The 25,033-nt window shown below is 62.9% G+C and carries 24 protein-coding genes; 8 read left to right on the top strand and 16 right to left on the bottom strand.

The genetic code is table 11. The features are described 5' to 3' along the window. Positions 1–2: 2 nt before the first annotated feature. The 7 genes from ispC to rpsB all read right to left on the bottom strand — a co-directional run bounded on the left by ispC (position 3) and on the right by rpsB (position 6,043). On the bottom strand, positions 3–1,193 hold the full coding sequence (gene ispC, locus ACF8K2_RS15775; protein WP_186555432.1) for a 1-deoxy-D-xylulose-5-phosphate reductoisomerase: 1,191 nt from the start codon (positions 1,191–1,193) through the stop codon (positions 3–5). Beyond that, positions 1,190–2,005: a phosphatidate cytidylyltransferase gene (locus ACF8K2_RS15770; protein ID WP_186555433.1), complete on the bottom strand. Its 816-nt coding sequence runs from the start codon at positions 2,003–2,005 to the stop codon at positions 1,190–1,192. The genes ispC and ACF8K2_RS15770 overlap by 4 nt, the downstream gene beginning before the upstream one ends. After that, on the bottom strand, positions 2,005–2,760 hold the full coding sequence (gene uppS / locus ACF8K2_RS15765) for a polyprenyl diphosphate synthase (RefSeq protein WP_186555434.1): 756 nt from the start codon (positions 2,758–2,760) through the stop codon (positions 2,005–2,007). Before uppS ends, ACF8K2_RS15770 begins: the two co-directional genes overlap by 1 nt. Positions 2,761–2,776: 16 nt before the next feature. Next, positions 2,777–3,334, bottom strand: a complete 558-nt coding sequence (gene frr, locus ACF8K2_RS15760; RefSeq protein WP_186555435.1) for a ribosome recycling factor — start codon at positions 3,332–3,334, stop codon at positions 2,777–2,779. Continuing rightward, positions 3,331–4,074: a UMP kinase gene (pyrH, locus tag ACF8K2_RS15755; RefSeq protein ID WP_084854362.1), complete on the bottom strand. Its 744-nt coding sequence runs from the start codon at positions 4,072–4,074 to the stop codon at positions 3,331–3,333. The genes frr and pyrH overlap by 4 nt, the downstream gene beginning before the upstream one ends. A gap of 181 nt (positions 4,075–4,255) precedes the next feature. After that, a complete protein-coding gene (gene tsf, locus ACF8K2_RS15750; RefSeq protein ID WP_186555436.1) occupies positions 4,256–5,119 on the bottom strand; it encodes a translation elongation factor Ts in 864 nt (287 codons plus the stop codon). A 186-nt stretch (positions 5,120–5,305) separates the two neighbouring features. Then, the gene (gene rpsB, locus ACF8K2_RS15745) at positions 5,306–6,043 is read right to left on the bottom strand and encodes a 30S ribosomal protein S2 (RefSeq protein WP_186555437.1); all 738 of its coding nucleotides are present in this window, start codon (positions 6,041–6,043) and stop codon (positions 5,306–5,308) included. Positions 6,044–6,389: 346 nt separating this feature from the next. On the opposite strand from rpsB, the gene map reads away from it, so the two are divergent. From map to dapC, 3 genes are read left to right on the top strand one after another with little or no spacing between them, the layout of a single operon-like run. Beyond that, positions 6,390–7,172, top strand: a complete 783-nt coding sequence (map, locus tag ACF8K2_RS15740; RefSeq protein ID WP_186555438.1) for a type I methionyl aminopeptidase — start codon at positions 6,390–6,392, stop codon at positions 7,170–7,172. A gap of 21 nt (positions 7,173–7,193) precedes the next feature. Beyond that, positions 7,194–9,896 (top strand): [protein-PII] uridylyltransferase, encoded by a 2,703-nt coding sequence (locus ACF8K2_RS15735; protein ID WP_392465848.1) that lies wholly within the window; start codon positions 7,194–7,196, stop codon positions 9,894–9,896. A gap of 22 nt (positions 9,897–9,918) precedes the next feature. Further along, entirely contained in the window at positions 9,919–11,115 is a 1,197-nt protein-coding gene (gene dapC, locus ACF8K2_RS15730) for a succinyldiaminopimelate transaminase (RefSeq protein WP_392465846.1), read from the top strand. A gap of 42 nt (positions 11,116–11,157) precedes the next feature. Here the strand turns inward: dapC and ACF8K2_RS15725 are convergent, their stop codons facing one another. After that, the gene (locus ACF8K2_RS15725; RefSeq protein ID WP_392465845.1) at positions 11,158–12,804 is read right to left on the bottom strand and encodes a Na+/H+ antiporter; all 1,647 of its coding nucleotides are present in this window, start codon (positions 12,802–12,804) and stop codon (positions 11,158–11,160) included. Between the two features lie 277 nt (positions 12,805–13,081). Between ACF8K2_RS15725 and ACF8K2_RS15720 the strand changes: the two genes are divergently transcribed. The 4 genes from ACF8K2_RS15720 to ACF8K2_RS15705 all read left to right on the top strand — a co-directional run bounded on the left by ACF8K2_RS15720 (position 13,082) and on the right by ACF8K2_RS15705 (position 16,196). Next, positions 13,082–13,429, top strand: a complete 348-nt coding sequence (locus tag ACF8K2_RS15720) for an ArsC family reductase (RefSeq protein WP_186555442.1) — start codon at positions 13,082–13,084, stop codon at positions 13,427–13,429. A 40-nt stretch (positions 13,430–13,469) separates the two neighbouring features. Then, entirely contained in the window at positions 13,470–14,504 is a 1,035-nt protein-coding gene (dapD, locus tag ACF8K2_RS15715) for a 2,3,4,5-tetrahydropyridine-2,6-dicarboxylate N-succinyltransferase (RefSeq protein ID WP_392465842.1), read from the top strand. A gap of 79 nt (positions 14,505–14,583) precedes the next feature. After that, the gene (locus ACF8K2_RS15710) at positions 14,584–15,789 is read left to right on the top strand and encodes a cysteine desulfurase (RefSeq protein WP_392465840.1); all 1,206 of its coding nucleotides are present in this window, start codon (positions 14,584–14,586) and stop codon (positions 15,787–15,789) included. Continuing rightward, a complete protein-coding gene (locus ACF8K2_RS15705) occupies positions 15,786–16,196 on the top strand; it encodes a SufE family protein (RefSeq protein ID WP_392465837.1) in 411 nt (136 codons plus the stop codon). The genes ACF8K2_RS15710 and ACF8K2_RS15705 overlap by 4 nt, the downstream gene beginning before the upstream one ends. Before the next feature lie 67 nt (positions 16,197–16,263). Here ACF8K2_RS15705 and ACF8K2_RS15700 read toward each other — a convergent pair whose 3' ends face one another. Then, positions 16,264–17,046, bottom strand: coding sequence for a class I SAM-dependent methyltransferase (locus tag ACF8K2_RS15700; protein ID WP_264236090.1), 783 nt, complete (start codon positions 17,044–17,046; stop codon positions 16,264–16,266). A gap of 94 nt (positions 17,047–17,140) precedes the next feature. Here ACF8K2_RS15700 and ACF8K2_RS15695 point away from each other — a divergent pair, with 94 nt between their 5' ends. Then, positions 17,141–17,761, top strand: a complete 621-nt coding sequence (locus ACF8K2_RS15695) for an energy transducer TonB (protein ID WP_392465835.1) — start codon at positions 17,141–17,143, stop codon at positions 17,759–17,761. Between the two features lie 2 nt (positions 17,762–17,763). On the opposite strand, the gene ACF8K2_RS15690 is transcribed toward ACF8K2_RS15695, so the two are convergent. From ACF8K2_RS15690 to ppc, 7 genes are all read right to left on the bottom strand, one after another. Then, complete coding sequence (locus tag ACF8K2_RS15690) at positions 17,764–18,453, bottom strand: extensin family protein (protein WP_392465833.1); 690 nt, start codon at positions 18,451–18,453, stop codon at positions 17,764–17,766. 6 nt (positions 18,454–18,459) lie between these two features. Beyond that, positions 18,460–19,290, bottom strand: coding sequence for an oxaloacetate decarboxylase (locus ACF8K2_RS15685; RefSeq protein ID WP_392465832.1), 831 nt, complete (start codon positions 19,288–19,290; stop codon positions 18,460–18,462). Positions 19,291–19,319: 29 nt separating this feature from the next. Beyond that, positions 19,320–20,189, bottom strand: a complete 870-nt coding sequence (locus ACF8K2_RS15680) for a DUF72 domain-containing protein (RefSeq protein WP_392465830.1) — start codon at positions 20,187–20,189, stop codon at positions 19,320–19,322. Between the two features lie 3 nt (positions 20,190–20,192). Next, complete coding sequence (locus ACF8K2_RS15675) at positions 20,193–20,480, bottom strand: hypothetical protein (RefSeq protein WP_186555451.1); 288 nt, start codon at positions 20,478–20,480, stop codon at positions 20,193–20,195. Positions 20,481–20,610: 130 nt separating this feature from the next. Then, positions 20,611–21,285: a tRNA (adenosine(37)-N6)-threonylcarbamoyltransferase complex dimerization subunit type 1 TsaB gene (gene tsaB, locus ACF8K2_RS15670; protein WP_392465828.1), complete on the bottom strand. Its 675-nt coding sequence runs from the start codon at positions 21,283–21,285 to the stop codon at positions 20,611–20,613. Positions 21,286–21,373: 88 nt separating this feature from the next. Beyond that, positions 21,374–22,024, bottom strand: coding sequence for an adenylate kinase (gene adk, locus ACF8K2_RS15665; RefSeq protein ID WP_186555453.1), 651 nt, complete (start codon positions 22,022–22,024; stop codon positions 21,374–21,376). 258 nt (positions 22,025–22,282) lie between these two features. Beyond that, positions 22,283–24,910 carry a phosphoenolpyruvate carboxylase gene (gene ppc, locus ACF8K2_RS15660; protein ID WP_392465826.1) on the bottom strand — a complete coding sequence of 876 codons (2,628 nt, stop codon included), beginning with the start codon at positions 24,908–24,910 and terminating at the stop codon, positions 22,283–22,285. Positions 24,911–25,033: the final 123 nt, after the last annotated feature.

The raw sequence follows: 25,033 nt of genomic DNA, 5'->3' as shown, positions 1-25,033 counted from the left end.
CATCAGCGAGCGTGACGCCGCAACCATTCACGGGAAAGCTCCCGGGCACGCTGGTCGGCGGCAAACACCGCATCCAGCGAGGGCAATGACACCACCGGCTCCTGGTCGAGCACCTGTTCGATCATACCCGCGATCTCCGGGAAGCGGATACGCCGCTGGAGAAATGCCTCGACCGCCACTTCATTGGCCGCATTGAGTACCGCCGGGGCGCTATTACCCGCCTCCGCAGCCTGACGCGCCAAGCGCAGGCAAGGGAAGCGCTGCTCGTCGGGAGCCTGGAAGTCCAGGCGAGCTACCGCGAACAGATCCAGTGGGGCAACCCCGGAGTCGATCCTTTGCGGCCAGGCCAGGGCGTTGGCGATGGGGGTGCGCATGTCCGGGTTGCCCAACTGGGCCAGCACCGAGCCATCGACATAATCCACCAGCGAGTGGATCACGCTCTGGGGATGCACCACCACTTCCACCTGGGCTGGCGCCGCATCGAACAGCCAGCAGGCTTCGATCAGCTCCAGGCCTTTATTCATCATGCTCGCCGAATCGACGGAAATCTTGCGCCCCATCGACCAGTTGGGATGCGCGCACGCCTGCTCTGGAGTGACGTGCTCAAGCTCGGCTGCCGACGTCTCGCGGAACGGCCCACCAGAGGCGGTCAGCAGGATGCGTCGCACCCCCACAGCACTCAAGCCCTGGGCATAATTGCCCGGCAGGCACTGGAAGATGGCGTTGTGCTCGCTGTCGATGGGCAGCAATACCGCGCCACTGCGCCGCACGGCGTCCATGAACAGCGCGCCGGACATCACCAGGGCTTCTTTATTGGCCAGCAAGACCTTCTTGCCCGCCTCGACCGCCGCCAGGGTTGGCCGCAGGCCGGCAGCGCCGACAATCGCCGCCATCACCGCATCCACGTCGCTCGCGGCGGCCACTTGGCACAGCCCTGCCTCGCCTTCCAATACTTCGGTGGCGCTACCCGCGGCACTTAGACCTGCACGCAAACGGCTAGCAGCCTCGGCACTCGGCACCACGGCGTAGACCGGGCGATGACGCAAGCACAGGGCCAGCAACTCATCCACCTGCGAGTAACCGCTCAGGGCGAACACCTGGTAACGCTCAGGATGACGGGCGATCACATCCAGCGTGCTAAGGCCAATCGAGCCGGTGGCACCCAGCACCGTAATGCGTTGCACTCGGCTCACATGACACCCCATTCAGCAGCCCAGAGCAGCACGGCGAACATCGGAATCGCGGCGGTCAGGCTGTCGATGCGATCGAGCACGCCGCCATGGCCAGGCAGCAGATTGCTGCTGTCCTTGATCCCTTCGCGGCGCTTGAACATGCTTTCGGTGAGGTCGCCGACCACCGAGGCCATGACTACCACCACGGCGCCCAGCAAGCCCAGCAGCAGCTGGCCGATGCTCCACTCGCGCACCAGGCCGACACCCAGCGCAATCAGCAGGCTGACGGTGAGGCCACCATAGACGCCCTCCCAGCTCTTGCCTGGACTGACCTGCGGGGCCAGCTTGCGCTTGCCAAAGGCACGACCGGAGAAATACGCGCCGATATCGGCGGCCCAGACCAGCACCATGACCGACAGGATCAGGCCGTTCCCCAGCGGCCAGTGCTTGAGCAACACCAGCCCCTGCCAAGCCGGCAGCAACACCAGCAGACCAATCAACAGACGGCAAGCGGCACTGCTCCACAGCTCGCTGCTACGCGGATACGTCAGTACCAGCCAGGTGGCCAACCCCCACCAGATCACCGAAGCGCCGAGCACCCAGGGCGCCAGGTCCGGCATCAGGTACAGCAGCATCAGCGCCCCGGCAACCACTGCGGCGTAGGCAATGCGCAGCGGCTGGGCCATCAGCCCAGCCAAGCGTGCCCATTCCCAGGCGCCAAGCGTTACTACGAAGCCGATGAAGAGGGCGAAATCCCCGCCATTGAGCAGGAAGAAGCCACCCAGCGCGATCGGCAGCAGGATCAGCGCGGTAATGATGCGTTGTTTAAGCATTAAGCACGAGCTCCAGCCTCGACCTGCTCGCTGGTCTTACCAAAGCGGCGCTGGCGCGAAGCGAAATCGGCCAGGGCGGTACGCATGGCCTCGTGTTTGAAGTCCGGCCAGAACAGGTCGGAGAAGTACAGCTCGGCATAGGCCAGCTGCCACAGCAGGAAATTGCTGATGCGGTGCTCGCCACCGGTACGGATACACAAGTCAGGCAACGGCAGATCACCCGTCGACAGGCAGGTCTGCAACAAGCCCGGGGTGATGTCGTCCGGGCGCAGATGACCGGCCTGGACCTCACGAGCCAACCGCTGGGCGGCCTGGGCGATGTCCCACTGACCACCGTAGTTGGCGGCGACCTGGAGAATGAAGCGATTACTCCCCGCAGTCGCAGCCTCGGCCTCACGCATGGCTGCTTGCAGTTCCGGATGGAAGCGCGAGCGATCACCAATGATGCGCAGGCTGATGTTGTTCTCGTTGAGGCGCCGAGCTTCGCGGCGCAAGGCCGTGAAGAACAGCTCCATCAACGCGCCGACTTCTTCCGCCGGACGCTGCCAGTTTTCACTGGAGAAGGCGAACAGGGTCAGCACCTCGACCCCAGCCTCGGCACAGACCTCAATCACCGCACGCACGGCATCGACGCCTGCTTTGTGACCGGCAACGCCGGGCAGCAGACGCTTCTTCGCCCAGCGATTGTTGCCGTCCATGATGATCGCAACGTGGCGCGGCACCGAGGACGGTGCCGCTTGCTTGGTCTTATCCATGAAGAAAACCCTGGCCTCAGACGGCCATCAGGTCCTTCTCCTTGGCCTTCACGGCAACTTCGATCTCGGCCACGAACTTGTCGGTCAGCTTCTGGATGTCATCAGCGGCGCGACGCTCTTCGTCTTCGCTGATTTCCTTTTCCTTGACCAGGTCCTTGAGCTGGCTCAGGGCGTCACGACGGATGTTACGCACAGCGATACGACCGTCTTCTGCCGCATCACGCGCCTGCTTGGTGAAGCCCTTACGGGTTTCTTCGGTCAGCGGCGGCATGTTGATCAGCAGCAGTTCGCCAAGGTTGGTCGGGTTCAGGTTCAGACCTGCACTGGCAATCGCCTTGTCGACCGCGCCGAGCATGTTGCGCTCGAAAGCGACGACCTGCAGGGTGCGCGAATCCTTGACGGTGATGTTGGCCACTTGCTTGATAGGGGTGTCGGCGCCGTAGTAAGGCACCATCACACCTTCCAGAATGCTCGGGTGGGCGACACCGGTGCGGATACGGCTGAACGCGTGCTGGAGCGACTCCAGCGACTTGGTCATGCGTTCCTGAGCATCTTTCTTGATTTCGTTGATCATGCTTGGCCTTCCTCGATCAAAGTACCTTCAGCGCCACCCACCACGATGTTCAGCAGGGCGCCAGGTTTGTTCATGTTGAATACCCGCAATGGCATCTTGTGGTCGCGGCACAGGCAGATTGCGGTCAGGTCCATCACACCAAGCTTGCGATCCAAGACCTCATCATAGGTGAGGTGATCGAACTTCTCGGCATGCGGATCCTTGAATGGATCGGCAGTGTACACACCGTCGACCTTGGTCGCCTTCAGCACCACGTCAGCATCGATTTCGATGGCACGCAGGCAGGCTGCGGAGTCGGTGGTGAAGAACGGGTTGCCGGTACCGGCGGAGAAAATTACCACATCCCCGGAGTTGAGGTGGCGAATAGCTTTGCGACGATCGTAATGATCGGTGACGCCAACCATGGAAATGGCCGACATGACCAGGGCCGGGATGTTCGAACGCTCGAGGGCGTCGCGCATGGCCAGGGCGTTCATCACGGTGGCAAGCATGCCCATGTGGTCGCCAGTAACGCGATCCATGCCGGCTGCGCTGAGTGCTGCACCGCGGAACAGGTTGCCGCCACCGATGACCAGGCCTACCTGGACACCGATACCGACCAACTGGCCCACTTCCAGGGCCATACGATCCAATACTTTCGGGTCGATCCCGAACTCTTCCGAGCCCATCAGGGCCTCGCCGCTAAGTTTGAGCAAAATGCGTTTATAGCGAGGTTGGCGACCACTCACCTGCTGAGCCATTGCGAGTCTCTCCTGCGGCGTCTTTAAGAAAATTCTGCGCGGGCTGGATACAGCCTGCTAACTGTAGCGTGGCGCTGCTTCAGCGCCAGCGGAGCCAGGTCGGATAAACCCGGCACCGGTTTGACAAAGAGGCTGCGCGCGTGAGCGGGCAGCCTCTTTGGGGCGACAGACGGAGTCTGTCTTACTGCTTGGCAGCAGCCAGCTGAGCGGCAACTTCTTCAGCGAAGTTGTCAACTGGCTTCTCGATGCCTTCGCCGACTTTGAAGTAGGTGAAGGAAACGATTTCAGCACCGGCTTTCTTGGCCAGTTCGCCGACCTTGATCTCCGGGTTCATGACGAAGGCTTGCTCTTTGAGCGAGGCTTCGGCTTTGAACTTGGTGATACGACCGTTGATCATGTTCTCAACGATGTTCTCAGGCTTGCCAGCGATTTTGTCGGCGTTCAGCTGCAGGAAGACAGCCTTCTCGCGCTCGATGGCCTCGTCGGAGATTTCCGACGAATCCAGGAACTCTGGGTTCGACGCGGCAACGTGCATGGCGATTTCTTTGGCCAGCTGGACGTCGCCGCCCTTCAGGACCACTGCCACACCGATCTTGTTACCGTGCAGGTAGGTACCGACCACGTCGCCTTCGACGCGCACCAGGCGACGAATGTTGACGTTCTCACCAACCTTGGCAACCAGGGCTTCGCGAGCAGCTTCGCGGGAAGCGATCAGCGGCGCAGCGTCGGTCAGTTTCTCGGCAAAGGCTTGCTCAACGCTTTCAGCGACGAAGTTCTTGAAGTCGTCTTGCAGAGCCAGGAAGTCGGTCTGCGAGTTCACTTCCAGCAGGACTGCGGACTTGTCGTCAGCCTTGATGGCGATGGCGCCTTCAGCGGCAACGTTGCCAGCCTTTTTAGCTGCCTTGATGGCACCCGAGGCGCGCATGTCGTCGATGGCTTTTTCGATGTCGCCGCCGGCCTTGGTCAGGGCCTTTTTGCAATCCATCATGCCTTCGCCGGTACGCTCACGCAGTTCTTTTACCAGCGCTGCAGTAATCTCTGCCATTTCAAAATCCTCTTGGAAAGTTTTTCAACCATTCCACCCGCTCGTCACGGGCGTTCAATTCTGTAAATCCACTGCCATCTCGCCTGCGAAACACATGATGCGGCGCTAATGCTGACAGGAGGATTTCAGGTGGCAAAAAGGGGGCCAAGCCCCCTTTTCGCGTGCTAAGTAGACGCCAGGCGTCAATTACTCAGCAGCTGGTGCCGCCGCTTCTTCAGCGTAGACTTCGGTGCCGCCAGCAACGTTGTTGCGGCCGCGGATGACAGCGTCAGCCATCGAAGTCATGTACAGCTCGATGGCGCGGATGGCGTCGTCGTTGCCTGGGATGATGTAATCAACACCTTCCGGGCTGCTGTTGGTATCGACAACGCCGATAACCGGGATGCCCAGCTTGTTAGCTTCGGTGATCGCGATGCGCTCGTGATCAACGTCGATAACGAACAGAGCGTCAGGCAGACCGCCCATATCCTTGATACCACCCAGGCTGCGGTCCAGCTTCTCCAGATCGCGCGAACGCATCAGAGCTTCTTTCTTGGTCAGCTTGGTGAAGGTACCATCTTCGGCCTGGGTTTCCAGGTCACGCAGACGCTTGATCGAAGCGCGGATGGTTTTGTAGTTGGTCAGCATGCCGCCCAACCAGCGGTGATCAACGTATGGCGAACCGCAACGAGCTGCTTGCTCGGCGACCAGTTTGCCGGCGGAACGCTTGGTGCCGACGAACAGGATCTTGTTCTTGCCCTGGGCCAGGCGCTCTACGAACGACAGAGCGTCGTTGAACATTGGCAGGGTTTTTTCCAGGTTGATGATGTGGATCTTGTTACGCGCGCCGAAAATGTATTTACCCATTTTCGGGTTCCAGTAACGGGTCTGGTGACCGAAGTGCACACCGGCCTTCAGCATATCGCGCATGTTGACTTGGGACATGATAGTTCCTTGATAAGTCGGGTTGGGCCTCCACGTATCCCAATGACCAACCCACGAGGCCGAAGCGTTCGGGGCACCCAGGTCATCGTGTCGACACGTGTGTGGGTTTAAGCTTGCCGGGACCTCCCGGAAAGCGGCGCATTTTATACCACAGACCGCGCACGAACGGAACCCGAATACTGTCTCGTCCGTCAGCGGCTTTTGCAGCCAGCGGCCAATCGCGCCAAAATGCCTCCAATAGACCGCAGCAACAGCGCCTTTATCCCGACAGATCGACGCCCTGCTCTGCTAGAATCCGGCCTTTCCCGTTTGTTCGCGCCCCATGGGGCGCCGTAGAGAGCCTGTAATGACCGTTACCATCAAGACCGCAGAAGACATCGAGAAGATGCGCATCGCCGGCCGCCTGGCCGCTGAAGTGCTGGAAATGATCGAAGAACACGTCAAGCCCGGTGTCACCACCGAAGAGCTCGACCGCCTGTGCCATGACTATATCGTCAACGTCCAACAGGCCATCCCGGCGCCGCTCAACTACAAGGGTTACCCCAAGTCGATCTGCACCTCGATCAACCACGTGGTCTGCCATGGCATCCCCAATGACAAGCCCTTGAAGAACGGCGACACGTTGAACATCGACGTCACCGTGATCAAGGACGGCTACCACGGCGACACCAGCCGCATGTTCCATGTCGGTACGGTACCGGTTTGGGCCGAGCGCCTGTCGCAAGTCACCCAGGAATGCATGTACAAGGCCATCGAGCTGGTCAAGCCAGGCTGCCGCCTGGGCGACATCGGCGAAGTGATCCAGAAACACGCCGAGAAGAACGGTTTCTCGGTGGTCCGCGAGTTCTGCGGCCACGGCATCGGCAAGGTGTTCCACGAAGAGCCGCAGATCCTGCACTACGGCCGCGCCGGTACCGGCATGGAGCTCAAGGAAGGCATGACCTTCACCATCGAGCCGATGATCAACCAGGGCAAGGCTGACACCAAGGTGCTGGGCGACGGCTGGACCGCCATCACCAAGGACCGCAAGCTCTCGGCGCAGTGGGAGCACACCCTGGTGGTGACGGCTACCGGTTACGAAATCTTCACCCTGCGCAAAGACGACACCATCCCCCGTACGTCGGCCTAATACCTTCAGGAAAGCGACTCGATGCCCCAGGTGGATCCCGAGCTGTTCGACCGCGGCCAGTTCCAGGCGGAACTGGCGCTCAAGGCAAGCCCCATCGCGGCCTTCAAGAAGGCCATCCGCCTGGCCCGCGAGGTGCTCGACAAGCGCTTTCGCGAAGGCCGCGACATCCGCCGGCTGATCGAGGACCGCGCCTGGTTCGTCGACAACATCCTGCAGCAGGCCTGGAACCAGTTCGAATGGCAGGACCCTAGCGGCATCGCCCTGATCGCCGTGGGCGGTTACGGACGCGGCGAACTGCACCCGTTCTCCGACATCGACCTGCTGATCCTGCTCGATGGCGCCGAACACGAGCAGTACCGCGAAGCCATCGAAGGTTTTCTGACCCTGCTCTGGGACATCGGCCTGGAAGTCGGCCAGAGCGTACGCAGCGTCGAGGAATGCGCCGAGCAGGCCCGCGCCGACCTGACGGTGATCACCAACCTGATGGAAAGCCGCACCATTGCCGGACCCGAGCCCTTGCGCCAACGCATGCTCGAGGTGACCAGCACCGCCACCATGTGGCCGAGCAAAGAGTTTTTCCTGGCCAAGCGCGCCGAGCTCAAGGCCCGCCACCACAAGTACAACGACACCGAGTACAACCTGGAGCCCAACGTCAAAGGCTCACCCGGCGGCCTGCGCGATATCCAGACCGTGCTCTGGGTCGCCCGTCGCCAGTACGGCACGCTCAACCTGCACGCCCTGGCTGGCGAAGGTTTCCTGCTGGAGAGCGAGAACGAACTGCTCGCCTCCTCCCAGGCCTTCCTCTGGCGGGTGCGCTACGCCCTGCACATGCTCGCCGGGCGCGCCGAAGACCGCCTGCTGTTCGACCACCAGCGCAGCATCGCCGCGTTGCTTGGCTTCAGCGATGACAACCCCAAGCGCGCCATCGAGCAGTTCATGCAGCAGTACTACCGGGTGGTGATGAGCATCAGCCAGCTGTGCGACCTGATCATCCAGCACTTCGAGGAAGTCATCCTCGCTGACGACGACAGTGGCACCACCCAACCGCTCAACGCTCGCTTTCGCCTGCACGATGGTTATATAGAAGCGGTCAGCCCCAACGTGTTCAAACGCACGCCGTTCGCCATGCTGGAGATCTTCGTGCTGATGGCCCAGCACCCGGAGATCAAGGGCGTGCGCGCCGACACCGTGCGCCTGTTGCGCGAGCATCGCCATCTGATCGATGACAACTTCCGCAACGATATCCGTAATACCAGCCTGTTCATCGAGCTGTTCAAGTGCGAGATCGGTATCCACCGCAACCTGCGCCGGATGAACCGCTACGGCATCCTCGGCCGCTACTTGCCGGAGTTCGGCCTGATCGTCGGGCAGATGCAGCATGACCTGTTCCACATCTATACGGTCGATGCGCACACCCTCAACCTGATCAAGCACCTGCGCAAGCTGCAGTACACCCCGGTGTCGGAGAAATTCCCGCTGGCCAGCAAGCTCATGGGCCGCCTGCCCAAACCCGAGCTGATCTACCTGGCCGGGCTCTACCATGACATCGGCAAGGGTCGCCAGGGCGATCATTCCGAACTCGGCGCGGTCGACGCCCAAGCCTTTGGCGAGCGCCACCAGCTGCCAACCTGGGATACCCGGCTGATCGTCTGGCTGGTACAGAACCACCTGGTAATGTCGACCACTGCCCAGCGCAAGGACCTGTCCGACCCGCAAGTGATCAACGACTTCGCCCTGCACGTGGGCGACGAGACGCGCCTGGACTACCTGTATGTGCTAACCGTGGCCGACATCAACGCCACCAACCCCAGCCTGTGGAACTCCTGGCGCGCCAGCCTGCTGCGCCAGCTCTATACCGAGACCAAGCGCGCGCTGCGCCGTGGCCTGGAAAACCCGCTGGACCGCGAAGAGCAGATCCGCCAGACGCAGAGCGCCGCGCTCGACATCCTGATCCGCGAAGGCACCGACCCGGACGACGTCGAGCAACTGTGGTCGCAACTGGGCGATGACTACTTTCTCAAGCACACCGCCGCCGACGTGGCCTGGCACAGCGATGCGATCCTGCAGCAGCCAGCCGATGGCGGCCCGTTGGTTCTGATCAAGGAGACCACCCAGCGTGAATTCGAGGGTGGCACGCAGATCTTCATCTATGCACCCGACCAGCACGACTTCTTCGCCGTGACCGTGGCGGCGATGTCCCAGCTCAACCTGAACATCCATGATGCGCGGATCATCACCTCGAGCAGCCAGTTCACCCTCGATACCTACATTGTCCTGGACAACGACGGCGGCTCGATCGGCGATAACCCGCAGCGGGTCAAGCAGATCCGCGAGGGCCTGACCGAGGCCCTGCGCAACCCCGAAGACTACCCGACCATCATCCAGCGCCGGGTGCCGCGCCAGCTCAAGCACTTCACCTTTGCGCCGCAGGTGACCATCCACAACGATGCCCAGCGTCCGGTGACCATCCTCGAGATCATCGCCCCTGATCGCCCAGGCCTGCTGGCGCGGATCGGGCGGATTTTCCTGGAGTTCGACCTGTCGCTGCAAAACGCCAAGATCGCCACCCTCGGCGAGCGCGTGGAAGACGTGTTCTTCATTACCGACGCCGACAACCAGCCGCTGTCCGATCCACAGCTGTGCAGCCGCCTGCAGGAAGCGATCATCCAGCAGTTGCAAAAAGGCCAGGCCAGCGATGCCAGCCCTACCCGCGTGACCTTCTAACGATTGACGAGACCTTGCGCCGATGAACCATGCCTTGACCCAGCTTCAGCCCTACCCGTTCGAGAAACTCCGCGCCCTGCTGGGCAGCGTGCAGCCGGCGGCGGACAAACGTGCCATCGCCCTGTCGATCGGCGAGCCGAAGCACGAATCGCCGGCGTTCGTCGCCAAGGCCCTGGCCGACAACCTCGACAAGCTGGCGGTGTACCCCAGCACCCTCGGCCTGCCGGCGCTGCGCCAGGCGATTGGCCAGTGGTGCGAACAGCGCTTCGGCGTGCCAGCCGGCTGGCTGGATGCCGACCGCCATATCCTGCCGGTCAACGGCACCCGGGAGGCGCTGTTCGCCTTCACCCAGGCAGTGGTCAACCGCGCCGATGACGGCCTGGTGATCAGCCCCAACCCGTTCTACCAGATCTACGAAGGCGCAGCCCTGCTTGCCGGTGCCACCCCGCACTACCTTCCGTGCCTGGAAGACAACGGCTTCAATCCGGATTTCGACGCAGTGCCGGCAGAGGTATGGCAGCGCTGCCAGATCCTGTTCCTGTGCTCCCCAGGCAACCCCACTGGCGCCCTGGTGCCGATGGACACCCTGAAAAAGCTGATTGCCCTGGCCGATGAGCACGACTTCGTGATTGCCGCCGACGAGTGCTACAGCGAGCTGTACTTCGACGAAGACGCGCCACCACCGGGCCTGCTGAGCGCCTGCGCCGAGCTTGGCCGTAGCGATTTCAAACGCTGCGTGGTGTTCCACAGCCTGTCCAAGCGCTCCAACCTGCCGGGCCTGCGCTCGGGCTTCGTCGCCGGTGACGCCGAGATCATCAAGCCATTCCTGCTGTACCGCACCTACCACGGCTGCGCCATGCCGGTGCAAACCCAGCTGGCCAGCGTCGCCGCCTGGCAGGATGAAGCCCACGTACGCGCCAACCGCGACCAATACCGGGCCAAGTACGACGCGGTGCTGGATATCCTCCAACCGGTAATGGACGTTCAGCGTCCGGACGGCAGCTTCTACCTGTGGGCCAAGGTGCCGGGCTGTGATGCCGAGTTCACCCGCGACCTGTTCCAAGCACAGCACGTGACCGTGGTGCCGGGTTCGTACCTGTCGCGAGAGGTGGATGGGGTCAACCCAGGTGCAGGCCGAGTGCGCATGGCGCTGGTTGCGCCGTTGGCTGAGTGCATCGAGGCGGCTGAGCGGATTCGGGACTTCCTGAGCAAGCACTGACTTCAGCAGCGAGCAAGGGGCCGCTTTGCGGCCCCCTTCGCCCTATTTGACCTGCCCCAGGTTCGCCTCACTCATATCCAGCTCACCCAGCACCTGGCGCACCACCTCATCGCCTACCAGATGCTGACGGTGCAGGTTGTACAATTCCAGACGCTGCGCCCGTAGTGCTTTCACCCGCAGGCGACGCTCCAGCAGGTCCATCTGCTCAGCCAGCGCGCGCGCTTCGGCAGTGTCGTTGTAGCTGTCCAGCTCATCCCGATACTCAGCCATCAAACGTGCCTTGAGCTCGGTGGCCAAAGTCGCCTGCGCGGCGTCCTGCGGCGCATTGGCGTCGATCACCTCTTCTGCTTCCAAGGCATGAATGGCCGCCTCGGCCGTGCGCCGCCAGGCTTCTTGTACTTCTTGCTGCAAACGCTCGTCCGGGCTTTTGGTCACACCGCGCAACAGGATCGGCAACGCAATACAGGCGCCGATCAACGACAGCAGGATTACCCCCGCCGCAATGAAGATGAGCAGGTCTCGCTCTGGAAACGCCTGGCCCGCCCCCATCAGCAGCGGTACCGACATCACGCCCGCCAGGGTCACCGCGCCGCGCACGCCACCGATCGTCAGCAACCAACACGACCGAGCGGTGGGCATCAGCACCAGCTCAGGCTTGCCACGCCAGCGGCGTATCACGCCAATCGCACGCCAGATGCTCTGCACCCAGATGAAACGCAACAGGATCAGCGCGGCGAAGATCGCCAGTACGTCGAGGCAGCGATAGGCCAGGGTCGGCCAGATGGTCGCCTCATGGCTGACCACAGCCTTGATGATGTCCGGCAACTGCAGGCCCAGCAGCAAGAAGATCAGCCCATTGAAGGCGAACTCCAGCAGCGACCAGACGCTACGGTTGAGCAGACGTGTGCTGGTCTGGCGTGGCAGCAGATCGAGCCAGCTTTGCATCATCCCCGCCGCCACCGCCGAAAGAATGCCCGACACGCCCAGGCGCTCGGCCAGTACATAGGCAGCGAACGGCAGCAAAAGCATGAACACCACGTGGGTGGCAGGGTCATCCCAGCCACGGGCGATCATCCAGGCACGCAGGCGACCGATCAGCCAGCTCAGCGCAACCCCCACCGCGAGGCCTCCCAGCGCCACCAGCACGAATGTGAAACTGGCCTCGGCCAACGAGAAGGCACCGGTAATCGCCGCCACCAGGGCGAACTTGAAGGTCACCAGGCCCGTGGCATCGTTCATCAGCGCCTCGCCCTGAAGCATGTGCATCAACGGCGTAGGCAAACGGTCCTGAGTAATCGCCGAGACTGCCACGGCATCGGTAGGCGACAGCACGGCGGCCAAGGCGAAGGCCACCGGCAGCGGGATGCTCGGCAACAACCAGTGAATGAAGTAGCCAGCACCGACCACGGTGAACAGCACCAAGCCCACCGCTAGCGCAACCACCGGGCCACGTATACGCCACAGCTCACGCTTGGGGATGCGCCAGCCATCGGCGAACAGCAGCGGCGGCAAGAACAGGAACAAGAACAACTCCGGCTCCAGCGCCACATGCAGGCCCAGGCTCGGCCAGGCCAGCAGTGCCCCGGCCGCGATCTGCACCAGCGGCAGAGGCAGCGGGATCATCCGCCCCACCAGCTTTGACACGCTTACCAGCGTCAGCAGGATAAGAACTGTATAGGCTGACTGCATCAGCAAGCTTCCTGTGTAATTCGAAAAACCCTGGCGGGGCAAAACATCGCCATTGAAACAATATGTTAGCGGCGTGCAGTAATAATGCACCGCTGCACCATAGTCGCAGGCGAGCGGAGAATATGTAACACAATGCTACCCGACATCAGGTGACACGCTTCGCCCCTGCGCGCTCGGCAGCCAGCCGTGGCGCCAGGCTCGTCGATGTCGCATAATCGCCCTCACCTTTTCTTCACGGAGTATCGGGACGCCTACCCCAAGGCGCCCCAGGCATTCAATGGCTTACACTCTCTACGGCATCAAAGCCTGCGACACCATGAAAAAAGCCCGTACCTGGCTCGAAGAAAAAGCCATCGGCTATCAATTTCACGACTACAAGACTCAAGGCATCGACCGCGACAGCCTGAATCGCTGGTGCGACGAGCACGGCTGGGAAGTCATCCTCAACCGTGCCGGTACCACCTTCCGCAAGCTCGACGATGCCAGCAAAGCCAACCTCGACCAGGCCAAGGCCGTCGAATTGATGCTGGCCCAGCCGTCGATGATCAAGCGCCCGGTGCTTGACCTCGGCGAGCGTACCCTGGTCGGTTTCAAGCCTGACCTGTACGCCGCAGCGCTGGCCTGAGTCCGCTCCGCTTCCACCCTATTTCGCAAGAGGTAATCGCATGTCCACTACTCTGTTCAGCCTGGCCTTCGGTGTCGGCACCCAGAACCGCCAGGGCACCTGGCTGGAAGTCTTCTACGCGCAACCACTGATCAACCCGAGTGCCGAGCTGGTCGCTGCGGTCGCGCCGATCCTCGGCTATGAAGGCGGCAACCAAGCCATCGCCTTCAGCAACGCCCAGGCCGGCCAGCTGGCCGATGCCCTCAAGGCCGTCGATGCCACCCAATACGCCCTGCTGACCCGCCTGGCTGAAAGCCACAAGCCGCTGGTCGCGACCCTGCTGGCCGAAGACAGCGCGCTGACTTCGACCCCAGAGGCCTATCTCAAGCTGCACCTGCTCTCGCACCGCCTGGTCAAGCCGCACGGCCTGAGCCTGGCTGGCGTGTTCCCGCTGCTGCCAAACGTTGCCTGGACCAACCAGGGCGCCGTCGACCTGGCCGAGCTTGCCGAACTGCAACTCGAAGCGCGCCTGAAGGGCGAGCTGCTGGAAGTGTTCTCGGTCGACAAGTTCCCGAAAATGACCGACTACGTGGTCCCGGCCGGCGTACGTATCGCCGATACCGCCCGTGTGCGCCTGGGCGCCTACATCGGCGAAGGCACCACCATCATGCACGAAGGCTTCGTCAACTTTAACGCCGGCACCGAAGGCCCAGGCATGATCGAAGGCCGCGTGTCCGCTGGCGTATTCGTCGGCAAGGGCTCGGACCTGGGCGGCGGTTGCTCGACCATGGGCACCCTCTCCGGTGGTGGCAACATCGTGATCAAGGTCGGCGAAGGCTGCCTGATCGGCGCCAACGCCGGTATCGGCATCCCGCTGGGCGATCGCAACACCGTTGAAGCTGGCCTGTACATCACTGCTGGCACCAAGGTGAACCTGCTCGACGAGAACAACCAACTGGTCAAAGTGGTCAAGGCCCGCGACCTGGCCGGCCAGACCGACCTGCTGTTCCGCCGCAACTCGCTGAACGGCGCAGTGGAGTGCAAGACCCACAAGTCGGCCATCGAGCTGAACGAGGCGCTGCACGCGCACAACTGAGAACCTCGCGGGGTTTGAAGTGATAAGATCGGGTCTGGCGTTAGCGCCAGGCCCGTTTTTATTTCCAGGTCCCTCGATCATGTTTCAGCCCTCCCCGTGGCGTGCCGACTTTCCCGCCATCGCCGCTCTAGAACGCCAGCACCAGACCTATCTGGACAGCGCCGCCACCACGCAAAAGCCCCAGGCCCTGCTCGATGCCCTGAGCCATTACTACGGCCATGGCGCGGCCAACGTTCATCGTGCCCAGCACCTGCCCGGCGCGCTGGCCACCCAAGCCTTCGAGACCAGCCGCGACAAGGTCGCCGCCTGGCTCAATGCCGCCGATTCGCGGCAGATCATCTTCACCCATGGCGCCACTTCAGCGCTGAACTTGCTGGCCTATGGCCTGGAACATGGCTTCAACGAGGGCGACGAGATCGCCATCAGCGCCCTGGAGCACCACGCCAACCTGCTGCCGTGGCAGCAACTGGCGCGCCGGCGCAACTTGCGCCTGGTCATCCTGCCGCTGGATGAGCAGGGCCACATCGACCTCAATCAAGCGCTGCAACTGATCGGCCCGCGCACCCGCCTGCTGGCAGTCAGCCAACTGTCCAACGTACTGGGCACCTGGCAAGCACTGCCCGCCCTGCTCGCCCACGCCCGCGCACAAGGCGCATTGACCGTGGTCGACGGCGCGCAGGGCGTGGTGCATGGCCGCCACGATGTGCAGCAACTCGAATGCGACTTCTACGTGTTCTCCAGCCATAAACTGTACGGACCTGAAGGCGTAGGCGTCCTTTATGGGCGCCCGCAGGCCTTGGAACAGCTGCTTCATTGGCAGTTTGGCGGAGAGATGGTGCAACTGGCCGACTATCACGGCGCCAGTTTTCGCCCGGCGCCGCTGGGCTTCGAGGCGGGAACGCCGCCCATTGCCGGGGTCATTGGCCTGGGTGCGACCCTCGACTACCTGGCCAGCCTCGACCCACACGCCGTACAGGCCCATGAAACCAGCCTGCATCAGCACCTGCTACGTGGCCTGGCCGATCGTGATGGCGTGCGTATCCTCGGCATGCCGCAAAGCGCCCTGGTGAGCTTTGTCGTCGACGGTGTGCACAACGCCGATATCGCTCACCTGCTGACCGAGCAGGGCATTGCCGTACGCGCCGGGCATCATTGCGCGATGCCGCTGCTCAAGGGGTTGGGGCTGGAAGGGGCAATTCGGGTATCGCTAGGCGTGTACAACGACAGTGACGACTTGCAGCGCTTCTTCGACGCGCTGGATCAGGGCCTGGAGTTGTTGCGATGAGCCTGTCGAGCGAGGCCAGCCAAGCGCTGCAGGCATTCCAGCAGGCTCGGGGGTGGGAACAACGAGCGCGCCTGCTGATGCAGTGGGGCGACCGACTGGCGCCGCTGGACGAGCGCGAAAAGATCGAGGACAACCGTGTCCATGGCTGTGAGAGCCTGGTGTGGCTGGTCGCCAACCAGCAAGGCGGACAATGGCAGTTCAAGGCCGCTAGCGATGCACGCTTGCTGAGGGGGCTGCTGGCCTTGCTGCTGGTCCGGGTACAGGGGCTCGATAACGCCGAGCTGGCGCAGCTTGAGCTGGGGGCCTGGTTCACCGAGCTTGGCCTTGAGCGCCAACTGTCGCCCTCGCGCAGCAATGGCCTGCATGCGGTACTGCAACGCATGGCTCAGTTGGCATCCGCCGCCTGAAGGTGTCTGGGCAACCGCCGACAAGGGCTGCAAGGCAGCCCCAGTGGCGGAATCTGCAAACGCTGCGCTAAGCCTTCAAGGCCTTCTTCGGATAGATGTCATAGCGACTCGATTTGCCCTCAAGGCTATGACTGGGCTTGGGCCCGTCGATAATCGGCGCCTTACGCGGCCGCTTGACCACGACCCGGTGCGAAGCCAACGCCAAGGCTGCCTCGAGCAACGCCGGCGCATCCAGGTCGTCACCGACCAAAGGCCGGAACACGCGCATTTCCTTCTTCACCAAGGCACTCTTGTCGCGGTGCGGGAACATCGGATCCAGGTAGATCACCTGTGGCGCCTCGCCCTGCCAGGTGCGCATGCGCTCGATGGCGTTGCCCACCAACAAGCGCATCCGCTCAACGATTGGCCCTACCTCGACATCTCCACGGCCGCGCGCCAGGCCATCTTCGAGTAACGCGGCAATCAGCGGCTGGCGCTCGATCAAGGTCATCTGGCAGCCAAGGCTGGCTAGCACGAAAGCATCTTTACCCAGCCCGGCAGTTGCATCCAGCACCTGCGGCCGCACGCCCTGAGCGATACCGACCGCCTTGGCGATCATCTGCCCATTGCCACCCCCGAACAAGCGCCGGTGCGCCGCCTGGCCCTCGACGAAGTCGACGCGCACCGGACCCGGTGCCTGCGGCCCCAGCTGCTGGATCTGCAAGCCGTCCACACCTACCTGCACGGCAAACTCCGCCGCCTCGTCAGCCAATGGCAACCCCAGCCGCTCAGCCCATACCGCCGCCTGCGCCTGGTACTCGGGCGCCAGCGCCTCGACCCTGATGCCTGTACCCTGCTCTTGCTCTACCATCCGATCCCGCATCCAAAATAATTAATGAAACGCCGGCCACGGCCGATACACGCAGTATCCGCTATTCTGCCAGAGCACAACACGCGCGACTGCCATGTCAGATACCCTTCCCATCGGCTTGACCTACCTGTCGCCTGTCGGCAACTACGGTCGACTGAATACCCAAGCCCTCGGCGGCGTCAGCCACCTGTGGCAGGATTTCTTCGCCCAGGCGTTGGCCGACCAGCAAGGGCAAGAGACCGACGCCGTCAGTCAAGCGCTGGTGCAGTACGACAACGAAAGCGGAGAACCGATCGGGGGCGCCCGTGCCCTGGCGTTGATCGATGCCCAACGTGCTTGCAGCGTGCAAGACACCGAGGTCAAGCCACCCGAGCCGCTGTTCCTGCCCAAGGCCGAACTTGAAGCCAACCTGCTCGAGCCTGCCCCGGAACCGTTCAGCGCCGCCGAGTTGATCGAGCAACAACGCGATCTCGATCTGAGCAACAGCTGGCTGCGTCCGGTGGTCATGAGCCAGGGCCATGCGCAAGCTGAACCTGGCGCTGCGCCTTCGCCGCGCCCGCTGCACCTGCCGATCGCCGAATTTGAAATGGACCTGCTGGACCCGGCGCCAGAACCGTTCGATGAGCCGACCCTGGCCCAGCAGCAGAATGAGCTGGAGTTCGACATTCACTGGGCACGCCCTGTCGTGCTGAACAACGTGCGCGTCCACGCTTGAGCTCAGCGGCAGATCTGCCAGAGCCCCATGTCGAGATGAAAGTGGTTGTGGTGCGCCGCGTTGTAGTCAGGCCCTAATACCGTACTGAAACTCTCGCAGGCCGCTTGCCGCACCTGCCTGAGAAACTCCGCCTTCTGCCCCCCAGCCTGCCAGTGCTGCGCCAACACGATGCGCTGGCCATCCTTGAGCCGAAAGGCGCTGATATCCAAGGCATTGGCCGTGGCATGCTGGCTCAGCCGACCTTGCTTGCGGTTGTAGACGTTGCGACAGGCGAAGCTGCCAAGGTGCTCAACCTGCACCACCGGCTGGCCAAACACCCGCTGCGCTGCCGGTTGCAAGCCATGCGCCTCGAACAGGGCATAGGCCACCGCCAGCGGGCAGGTGGCGAGAAAACTACTGCTCAAGCGCGCCTGACCGGCCTCCACCCGCCACACGTTCTGCAGCGGACATTGCGCCGTCGCTGCGCTGTCGGCCTGGGCTCGGTAGCGCAAGACCGAGGTTTGCAGCGCCTGCTGGCATAAGGCGGGGTCTGTGCGCAGACGCGACAGTTTATAAGGCGTGAGCAGGTTCGGCGGCTGGCGCACATCCAGCGCCGCCCACGGATTCCATTGCGCGGGTGGACGCCAGCCCAGGTACCAGGCCTGGCCCGCTGCGAGCAGCAGCACCAACAGCAGCCAGCCAAGCCAGCGCATCAGGGCTCAGCGTCGGAACAGATCGTTGAGCTGGGCGAACGGCAGCGCCTGCTCGGCGTAGCTGAAGGTGCCCTGATCGCGAATCTCCAGCGCCGCCCGCTGCAACGCGCCGAGTGCCGCCCGGGCCAGCGATGAGCCGACGCTGATACGTCGCACCCCCAAGTCTTGCAGTTGGTTGACGCTCAGCGGCACACCCGCCAAACCCATCAATACATTCACAGGTTTCGGAGCCAGCGCCTGGACCACCGCACGCACCTCATCGACACTGCGCAGCCCTGGGGCATACAGCACATCAGCGCCGGCTTCGGCATACGCCTGCAGGCGCAGGATGGTGTCATCCAGGTCCATGCGCCCATGCAGCAGGTTCTCGGCGCGGGCACACAGGGTGAACGCAAATGGCAGGCTGCGCGCCGCCTGTACCGCTGCGCGCACGCGCTCCACGGCCAGGCCGAGGTCATAAATGGGCGCTTCGCGGCGACCGCTGGCGTCCTCGATCGAACCGCCGACCAAGCCCACTTCAGCGGCGCGCAGAATGGTCTGGGCGCAATCTTCCGGCAGGTCGCCGAAACCATTTTCCAAATCCGCAGCCACCGGCAATGGTGTGGCATCGACAATCGAGCGGGCATTGGCCAGGGTTTCGTCCAGGCTCAGCTCAGCCTCGGCATCCGGCCGCCCCAGGCTGAAGGCCAACCCCGCACTGGTCGTGGCCAGCGCCTCGAAGCCCAGGCTGGCCAGCAGCCGGGCGGAGCCAGCATCCCAGGGGTTGGCAATGACAAAGGCGCCATCACGCTCATGCAGCGCCTTGAAGGCCTCCGCTCGCAGGGTTTGCACATCCATGGTTACAGCTCCGGAAGGTTGAGAAGTGGTCAGAGTAACCCTAGTTGTTCGACCTCAGGGGCACGTGGCAATTCAGCTAAAGGCGCAAGCCCCGGCAAGCGCTTGCTCAGCCGTTGATGAAAACGCTGGGCCAAGGCCGCTGCCAGGCGGTTATCCGAGGTATGCAGGAAAATGTACGGGCTACGCCCCTGTTCGATCCACTCAGCGACCTTGCCCACCCACGGCGTGAGGAAGTGCTCGTTCGCCTCAAGCTGCGGATGGCCAATGAACCGCACCTGTGGGTGCTGACTGAAGGCCGCAGGCCGCGCTGGCACGTTGGGTTTCTTCGACTGGGCATGCAGCACTGCCGGCTCGCGCGAGGTGCAGCTGAACAGGGCCCGCGGATCCAGGCAGATGCGCTCCACCCCACGCCCATGCAACAGGCGGTTCAGCGCCCGCTCCTCATCGCCACGGGCAAAGAACCGCAGATTACGCACCTCGACCGCCACTGGTACGCCAATGTGGTCAAGAAAGTGCGCAAGCTCAGCCAGGCGAGCAGCGCCGAACACCGCTGGCAGTTGCAGCCAATAGGGCGAAACCCGTGGGCCAAGAGGTGCTAGCAGGCGAGTGAAGTCGATCGCCGATTGCAGTTGCTCACGCAGGTCACCGGCATGGCTGACATCCCGCGGAAATTTGGCGGTAAAGCGAAAGTGCGCAGGCATGACCTGAGCCCAGCGCTCTACCGTGGAAGGCGCGGGACGGGCATAAAAGGTGGTATTGCCTTCGACCGCGTTGAATACCTGGCTATACAGGCCTAGAAATTCAGTGGCGCGGGCGTCAGCGGGATACAGGTAATCGCGCCAGGCGTTTTCGCTCCAGGACGGACAACCGAGAAAGTAAGGCAGAGGCGATGGATTCATCCATCAAATGTACAGATCCAGCCCCAGCACTTCCATATCCCAATCGGTGAAGCCGGCAGTGGCCAAGTAGCTGGCCAGAGCGGTCGCGGTGCGTCGATCGCGCGCGCGCGGGAAGATCAGATCCTGCTGGCGAGCTGGCAGACCCGCGCCGCCCCTGCGCGTCCTGGCCTCTTGCGGGACTTCGCTGTCTTCGATCAGCTCGGCATCTTCGACAGACTCATCACGCACCTGCGCCTTGCGCGGTGCGCGCTTGATCGGGTAGGACTGGGAAGAGAAGCCGTCGATACGCATGGAATGAACACTCAGGATCAATGATGGCAATTTAGCAGCACCAGAGATCCATCGCTAATGCCATTGTGATAACTGGACCACAGTTCCCACGAAAGGTTTAGCGCGAATGTAAATAGCCGACGAACTGCGGTTAACGAGGCGCCTTGGGCGTGGCCACGTTATCGCGCAGATAGACTGGCTGAGCCTGGTCGGCGGCAATCGCCTCACCGCGTGCCCAAGCGTATCCGGCCAAGCTGAGGATATCCAAGGCGGTGGGCAGCAGGCTGGCATCACTGTCGCTCACCTGCGCAGCCAGACGCGGCGCGTAACCCCAGCCAGTCCCCGCACCGAACCAATCACCGCCTGCCTCTGGCAAGGCCACACGCTCTGGCGGCAAGACGGCTTCGCGACCGAGCAGGCGCATCTCACCTTCGTTGGCCTGGTAGCAGCCCCAGTAGATCTCATCCATCCGCGCATCGATGGCCGCCGCAACGTGCCGCGTGCCACGCTCGCGCAAGGCCCGTTGCGCCAAGGCGGCCAGGTTCGATACCGGCAGCACCGGGCGCTCCAAGGCGAAGGCCAGGCCCTGCACCACACCAATGGCGATGCGCACCCCGGTGAACGCACCTGGGCCACGACCAAAGGCGATGGCATCCAGATCGCTCAGCGCTACGCCCGATTCAGCCAGGATCTGCTTGATCATCGGCAACAGCTTCTGCGCGTGTTGGCGGGGGATCACCTCATGGTGGCTGGTCACCTTGCCGTCATGCAGCAGCGCAACGGAACAGGCTTCGGTGGCGGTATCCAGGGCCAGCAGGGTGGTCATCGAACGGGTTTCCAGGGGCAAAGAGAAAAGAGCGCCAGTATAAACGACAACGGCCCGCAAGCGGGCCGTTGTCATGCATAGGCGTGGATCAGCTCAAGGCCGCCAGGACCTTGGCGGTGATCGCCTCAACCGAGCCGACACCTTCGATGTGGCTGTACTTCGGCTTGCCAGCGTTGGCGGCCGAGAGCTTCTGGTAGAAGTCCACCAGCGGCTTGGTCTGGCTGTGGTAGACCGACAGGCGATGGCGCACGGTTTCTTCCTTGTCGTCATCACGCTGGATCAGCTCTTCGCCAGTGACATCGTCCTTGCCTTCCACTTTCGGCGGGTTGTACTGAATGTGGTAGGTGCGGCCCGAGGCCAGGTGCACGCGGCGACCGGCCATACGGCCAACGATTTCTTCGTCGTCCACGGCAATCTCGACCACAGCGTCGATATCGACACCGGCGGCAACCATGGCTTCAGCCTGAGGGATGGTCCGTGGGAAGCCGTCGAACAGGCAGCCCTTGGCGCAATCAGGCTGGGCGATACGCTCCTTGACCAGACTGATGATCAGGTCGTCGGAGACCAACTGACCGGCGTCCATGACTTTTTTCAGTTCCAGACCCAGTGGGGTGCCGGCCTTGACGGCAGCACGCAGCATGTCACCGGTGGAAATCTGTGGAATGCCGAACTTCTCGGTGATGAACTTTGCCTGAGTACCTTTACCGGCCCCGGGAGCTCCCAGCAGAATTACGCGCATCTTGTGCTCCTCATATTTTTTTATGCAAATCAATGGATTCGGCGTCAGGGCCAATTCCGGAAAATCGGGTATCGACCAGAAAATCGGTCAAAAGGCTGCTCAAGATACACAGCACCCGGCGACCAGACAAGCGTCCCAAAGTTGCAGCAAAGCGCCACTTGCGACCTGCCGCCGCAGGGGTTGCGCCCAGCGCAACCTCCCTCCTCGCCCCAGGCCTGACCCGGCACTGGGCCAGACCCGCGGCTGGCCAGGCGCCGCTTAACCGGTGTTGCGCAGGCCGGCGGCAATCCCCGCCACAGTGACCAGCAAGGCCTGCTCTAACGGGCTGTCCAGAGCGGCTTGGCGGCTGCGCGAGCGCGCCAGCAGCTCGGCCTGGAGCCGATGCAGCGGGTCCAGGTAGGTGTTGCGCAGGCTGATGAATTCCAGCGTCTCAGGGCTGTGCGCCAGTAGCACCTGCTGCCCGGTCAGGCTCAGCACCACCTGGCAGGACTGCGACAATAGGTCGCGCAGCTGCGCACCCAACGGGAGCAAGTCGGGTTGCACTAGACGTTGGTCGTAGGCCTCGGCGATTTGTGCATCGGCCTTGGCCAGGACCATTTCCAGCATGTCGATCCGGGTGCGGAAGAACGGCCACTGCTCACGCATCTGCGCCAACAGTTCGCTCTGGCCACGGGCCAAGGCATTGCTCAGCGCGGTTTCCCAGCCTAGCCAGGCTGGCAGCATCAGCCGGGTTTGCGTCCAGCCGAAGATCCACGGAATGGCCCGCAGGCTTTCAATGCCACCCGCGCGGCGTTTGGCCGGGCGACTGCCCAATGGCAGGCGGCCCAGCTCCTGTTCAGGGGTCGACTGGCGGAAGTACTCGACGAAGTCGGGGTTCTCCCGCACCACATCGCGGTAGGCCTTGACCCCATCGGCGGCAAGCTGGTCCATCACCTCGCGCCAGGCAGGTTCCGGCGGCGGCGGCGGTAACAGGGTCGCCTCGAGCACGGCCGCTAGATAAAGGTTGAGGTTTTGTTCGGCGATGCCCGGCAGGCCGAACTTGAAGCGAATCATCTCACCCTGTTCGGTCGTACGGAAACGGCCCGCCACCGAGCCCGGGGGTTGCGACAAGATGGCCGCGTGCGCCGGGCCGCCTCCACGGCCAACGGTGCCACCGCGGCCATGGAACAACAGCAGCTCGACCTGGTGCTCGCGACAGATGCGCACCAGGTTCTCCTGAGCGCGGTACTGGGCCCAGGCCGCCGCCGTGGTGCCAGCGTCCTTGGCCGAATCGGAGTAACCGATCATCACCTCCTGCGGCCCACGCAGCCCGGCGCGGTAACCCGGCAAACCGAGCAGGCGCTGCATCACCGGCCCCGCGTTATCGAGGTCGGCCAGGGTCTCGAACAACGGCACCACACGCATCGGCCGGGTCAGGCCGGCTTCTTTGAGCAGCAACTGCACCGCCAGTACATCAGACGCCGCGCCCGCCATGGAGATGACGTAAGAGCCGAGTGAGGCGGCAGGCGCCGCGGCGATTTCCCGGCAGGTGTTGAGCACCTCGGCAGTGTCTGCCTGGGGCTTGAAGTGAGCAGGCAACAACGGCCGACGGTTGTTCAGCTCGGCCTGGAGAAACTCGATACGCTGCTCTTCGTTCCAGTCGGCGTAGCGGCCAAGACCTAGGTAGTCGGTGATTTCCGACAGGGCATCACGATGACGGGCAGCATCCTGGCGCACATCCAGGCGCACCAGGAACAGGCCAAACGTCACTGCCCGACGCAGGCAGTCAAGCAGCGGGCCATCGGCGATCACGCCCATGCCGCACTCATGCAGCGAGTGGTAGCACAGCTGCAGTGGCTCGATCAGCTCACGTGTATCGACCAGCACCTCGGCACTGGCCGGCTGGCTGCTGGTCAGTGATGCATGCGCCCAGGCGCGCGTTGCACGCAGGCGATCTCGCAGTTGCTTGAGCAGGCTGCGATAGGGCTCGGCGCTGTCACCGACCCGCTCGCGCAGAGGGTCGCTGGCTTGCTGCATCGACAACTCTGCGGCCAGGTAATCGATATCGCGCAGGAACAAATCGGCGGCCATCCAGCGCGCCAGCAACAACACTTCGCGGGTCACGCTGGCGGTGACATTGGGGTTGCCGTCGCGATCGCCGCCCATCCACGAGGCAAAACGAATCGGCGCCGCCTCCAGCGGCAGGCGCAGGCCGGTGGCCTCGAACAGCGCCTTGTCGACCTTGCGCAAGTGGCTGGGGATCGCCTGCCACAGCGAGTGCTCGATCACCGCAAAACCCCACTTGGCCTCTTCCACTGGGGTGGGTCGAGTGCGGCGGATCTCTTCGGTGTGCCAGGCTTCGGCGATCAACCGGCGCAGGCGCTCGCGAATCTGCTGGCGCTCGGCAGGGGTCAAGTCGCGGTGATCTAGCGCAGCCAACTGAGCGGCGATGGCATCGTATTTCTGGATCAGGGTCCGCCGGGCAACTTCGGTGGGATGAGCGGTGAGCACCAACTGGATGTCCAGCTTGGCCAGCTGGCGGGCCAGGGCGTCATGGCTGTGTCCCGCTTGCTTGAGGCGCGCCAGCAACTCGGGCAGTACCCGCGCCTCGAAAGGCTCTGGCTGGCCGGCTTCGCGGCGGTGAATCAGCTGATACTGCTCAGCGATGTTGGCCAGGTTGAGGAACTGGTTGAAGGCGCGCGCCACCGGCAGCAGCTCTTCGTCGGCCAAATCATTCAGGGTCGAGCTCAGCTGCTCGGCGCCGCCACGCCGATCAGCCTTGGCGCTGTGGCGAATGTCCTCGATCTTCTGCACAAACGCATCGCCGTGCTGCTGGCGAATGGTTTCGCCGAGCAACTCCCCCAACAGATGGACATCTTCACGCAAGCGAACATCGATATCGGTCATCAGGCCCTCTCTGTGGCGCGGTTGCTCCGCGCTCCGCTCAGGAAACTGCACGTAGCCAAGAGTGCCCATAGCGACCCGCTCAAGGCAAGCCTGCGGCGGGGTTAGCAACTAAAGTGAATGCAG

It is taken from the genome of Pseudomonas sp. xss_2 (assembly GCF_043104195.1).
In the GTDB taxonomy this organism is placed as follows: domain Bacteria; phylum Pseudomonadota; class Gammaproteobacteria; order Pseudomonadales; family Pseudomonadaceae; genus Aquipseudomonas; species Aquipseudomonas urmiensis.
Note: the sequence above shows the minus strand (reverse complement) of the source record. Positions and strands in the feature narration are given on the sequence as shown.

Excerpts from the sequence above, each read along its gene's own strand:
- pyrH (WP_084854362.1), bottom strand. The coding sequence starts at position 4,074 with ATGGCTCAGCAGGTGAGTGGTCGCCAACCTCGCTATAAACGCATTTTG.
- map (WP_186555438.1), top strand. The coding sequence starts at position 6,390 with ATGACCGTTACCATCAAGACCGCAGAAGACATCGAGAAGATGCGCATC.
- ACF8K2_RS15675 (WP_186555451.1), bottom strand. The coding sequence starts at position 20,480 with ATGCGTATCGACGGCTTCTCTTCCCAGTCCTACCCGATCAAGCGCGCA.
- ACF8K2_RS15690 (WP_392465833.1), bottom strand. The coding sequence starts at position 18,453 with ATGCGCTGGCTTGGCTGGCTGCTGTTGGTGCTGCTGCTCGCAGCGGGC.
- ACF8K2_RS15705 (WP_392465837.1), top strand. The coding sequence starts at position 15,786 with ATGAGCCTGTCGAGCGAGGCCAGCCAAGCGCTGCAGGCATTCCAGCAG.
- ACF8K2_RS15725 (WP_392465845.1), bottom strand. The coding sequence starts at position 12,804 with ATGCAGTCAGCCTATACAGTTCTTATCCTGCTGACGCTGGTAAGCGTG.
- adk (WP_186555453.1), bottom strand. The coding sequence starts at position 22,024 with ATGCGCGTAATTCTGCTGGGAGCTCCCGGGGCCGGTAAAGGTACTCAG.
- ACF8K2_RS15700 (WP_264236090.1), bottom strand. The coding sequence starts at position 17,046 with ATGGTAGAGCAAGAGCAGGGTACAGGCATCAGGGTCGAGGCGCTGGCG.
- frr (WP_186555435.1), bottom strand. The coding sequence starts at position 3,334 with ATGATCAACGAAATCAAGAAAGATGCTCAGGAACGCATGACCAAGTCG.
- tsf (WP_186555436.1), bottom strand. The coding sequence starts at position 5,119 with ATGGCAGAGATTACTGCAGCGCTGGTAAAAGAACTGCGTGAGCGTACC.
- dapC (WP_392465846.1), top strand. The coding sequence starts at position 9,919 with ATGAACCATGCCTTGACCCAGCTTCAGCCCTACCCGTTCGAGAAACTC.
- ACF8K2_RS15710 (WP_392465840.1), top strand. The coding sequence starts at position 14,584 with ATGTTTCAGCCCTCCCCGTGGCGTGCCGACTTTCCCGCCATCGCCGCT.
- ACF8K2_RS15695 (WP_392465835.1), top strand. The coding sequence starts at position 17,141 with ATGTCAGATACCCTTCCCATCGGCTTGACCTACCTGTCGCCTGTCGGC.
- uppS (WP_186555434.1), bottom strand. The coding sequence starts at position 2,760 with ATGGATAAGACCAAGCAAGCGGCACCGTCCTCGGTGCCGCGCCACGTT.
- ACF8K2_RS15680 (WP_392465830.1), bottom strand. The coding sequence starts at position 20,189 with ATGAATCCATCGCCTCTGCCTTACTTTCTCGGTTGTCCGTCCTGGAGC.
- ppc (WP_392465826.1), bottom strand. The coding sequence starts at position 24,910 with ATGACCGATATCGATGTTCGCTTGCGTGAAGATGTCCATCTGTTGGGG.
- ACF8K2_RS15735 (WP_392465848.1), top strand. The coding sequence starts at position 7,194 with ATGCCCCAGGTGGATCCCGAGCTGTTCGACCGCGGCCAGTTCCAGGCG.
- tsaB (WP_392465828.1), bottom strand. The coding sequence starts at position 21,285 with ATGACCACCCTGCTGGCCCTGGATACCGCCACCGAAGCCTGTTCCGTT.
- ACF8K2_RS15685 (WP_392465832.1), bottom strand. The coding sequence starts at position 19,290 with ATGGATGTGCAAACCCTGCGAGCGGAGGCCTTCAAGGCGCTGCATGAG.
- ACF8K2_RS15720 (WP_186555442.1), top strand. The coding sequence starts at position 13,082 with ATGGCTTACACTCTCTACGGCATCAAAGCCTGCGACACCATGAAAAAA.
- rpsB (WP_186555437.1), bottom strand. The coding sequence starts at position 6,043 with ATGTCCCAAGTCAACATGCGCGATATGCTGAAGGCCGGTGTGCACTTC.
- ACF8K2_RS15770 (WP_186555433.1), bottom strand. The coding sequence starts at position 2,005 with ATGCTTAAACAACGCATCATTACCGCGCTGATCCTGCTGCCGATCGCG.
- dapD (WP_392465842.1), top strand. The coding sequence starts at position 13,470 with ATGTCCACTACTCTGTTCAGCCTGGCCTTCGGTGTCGGCACCCAGAAC.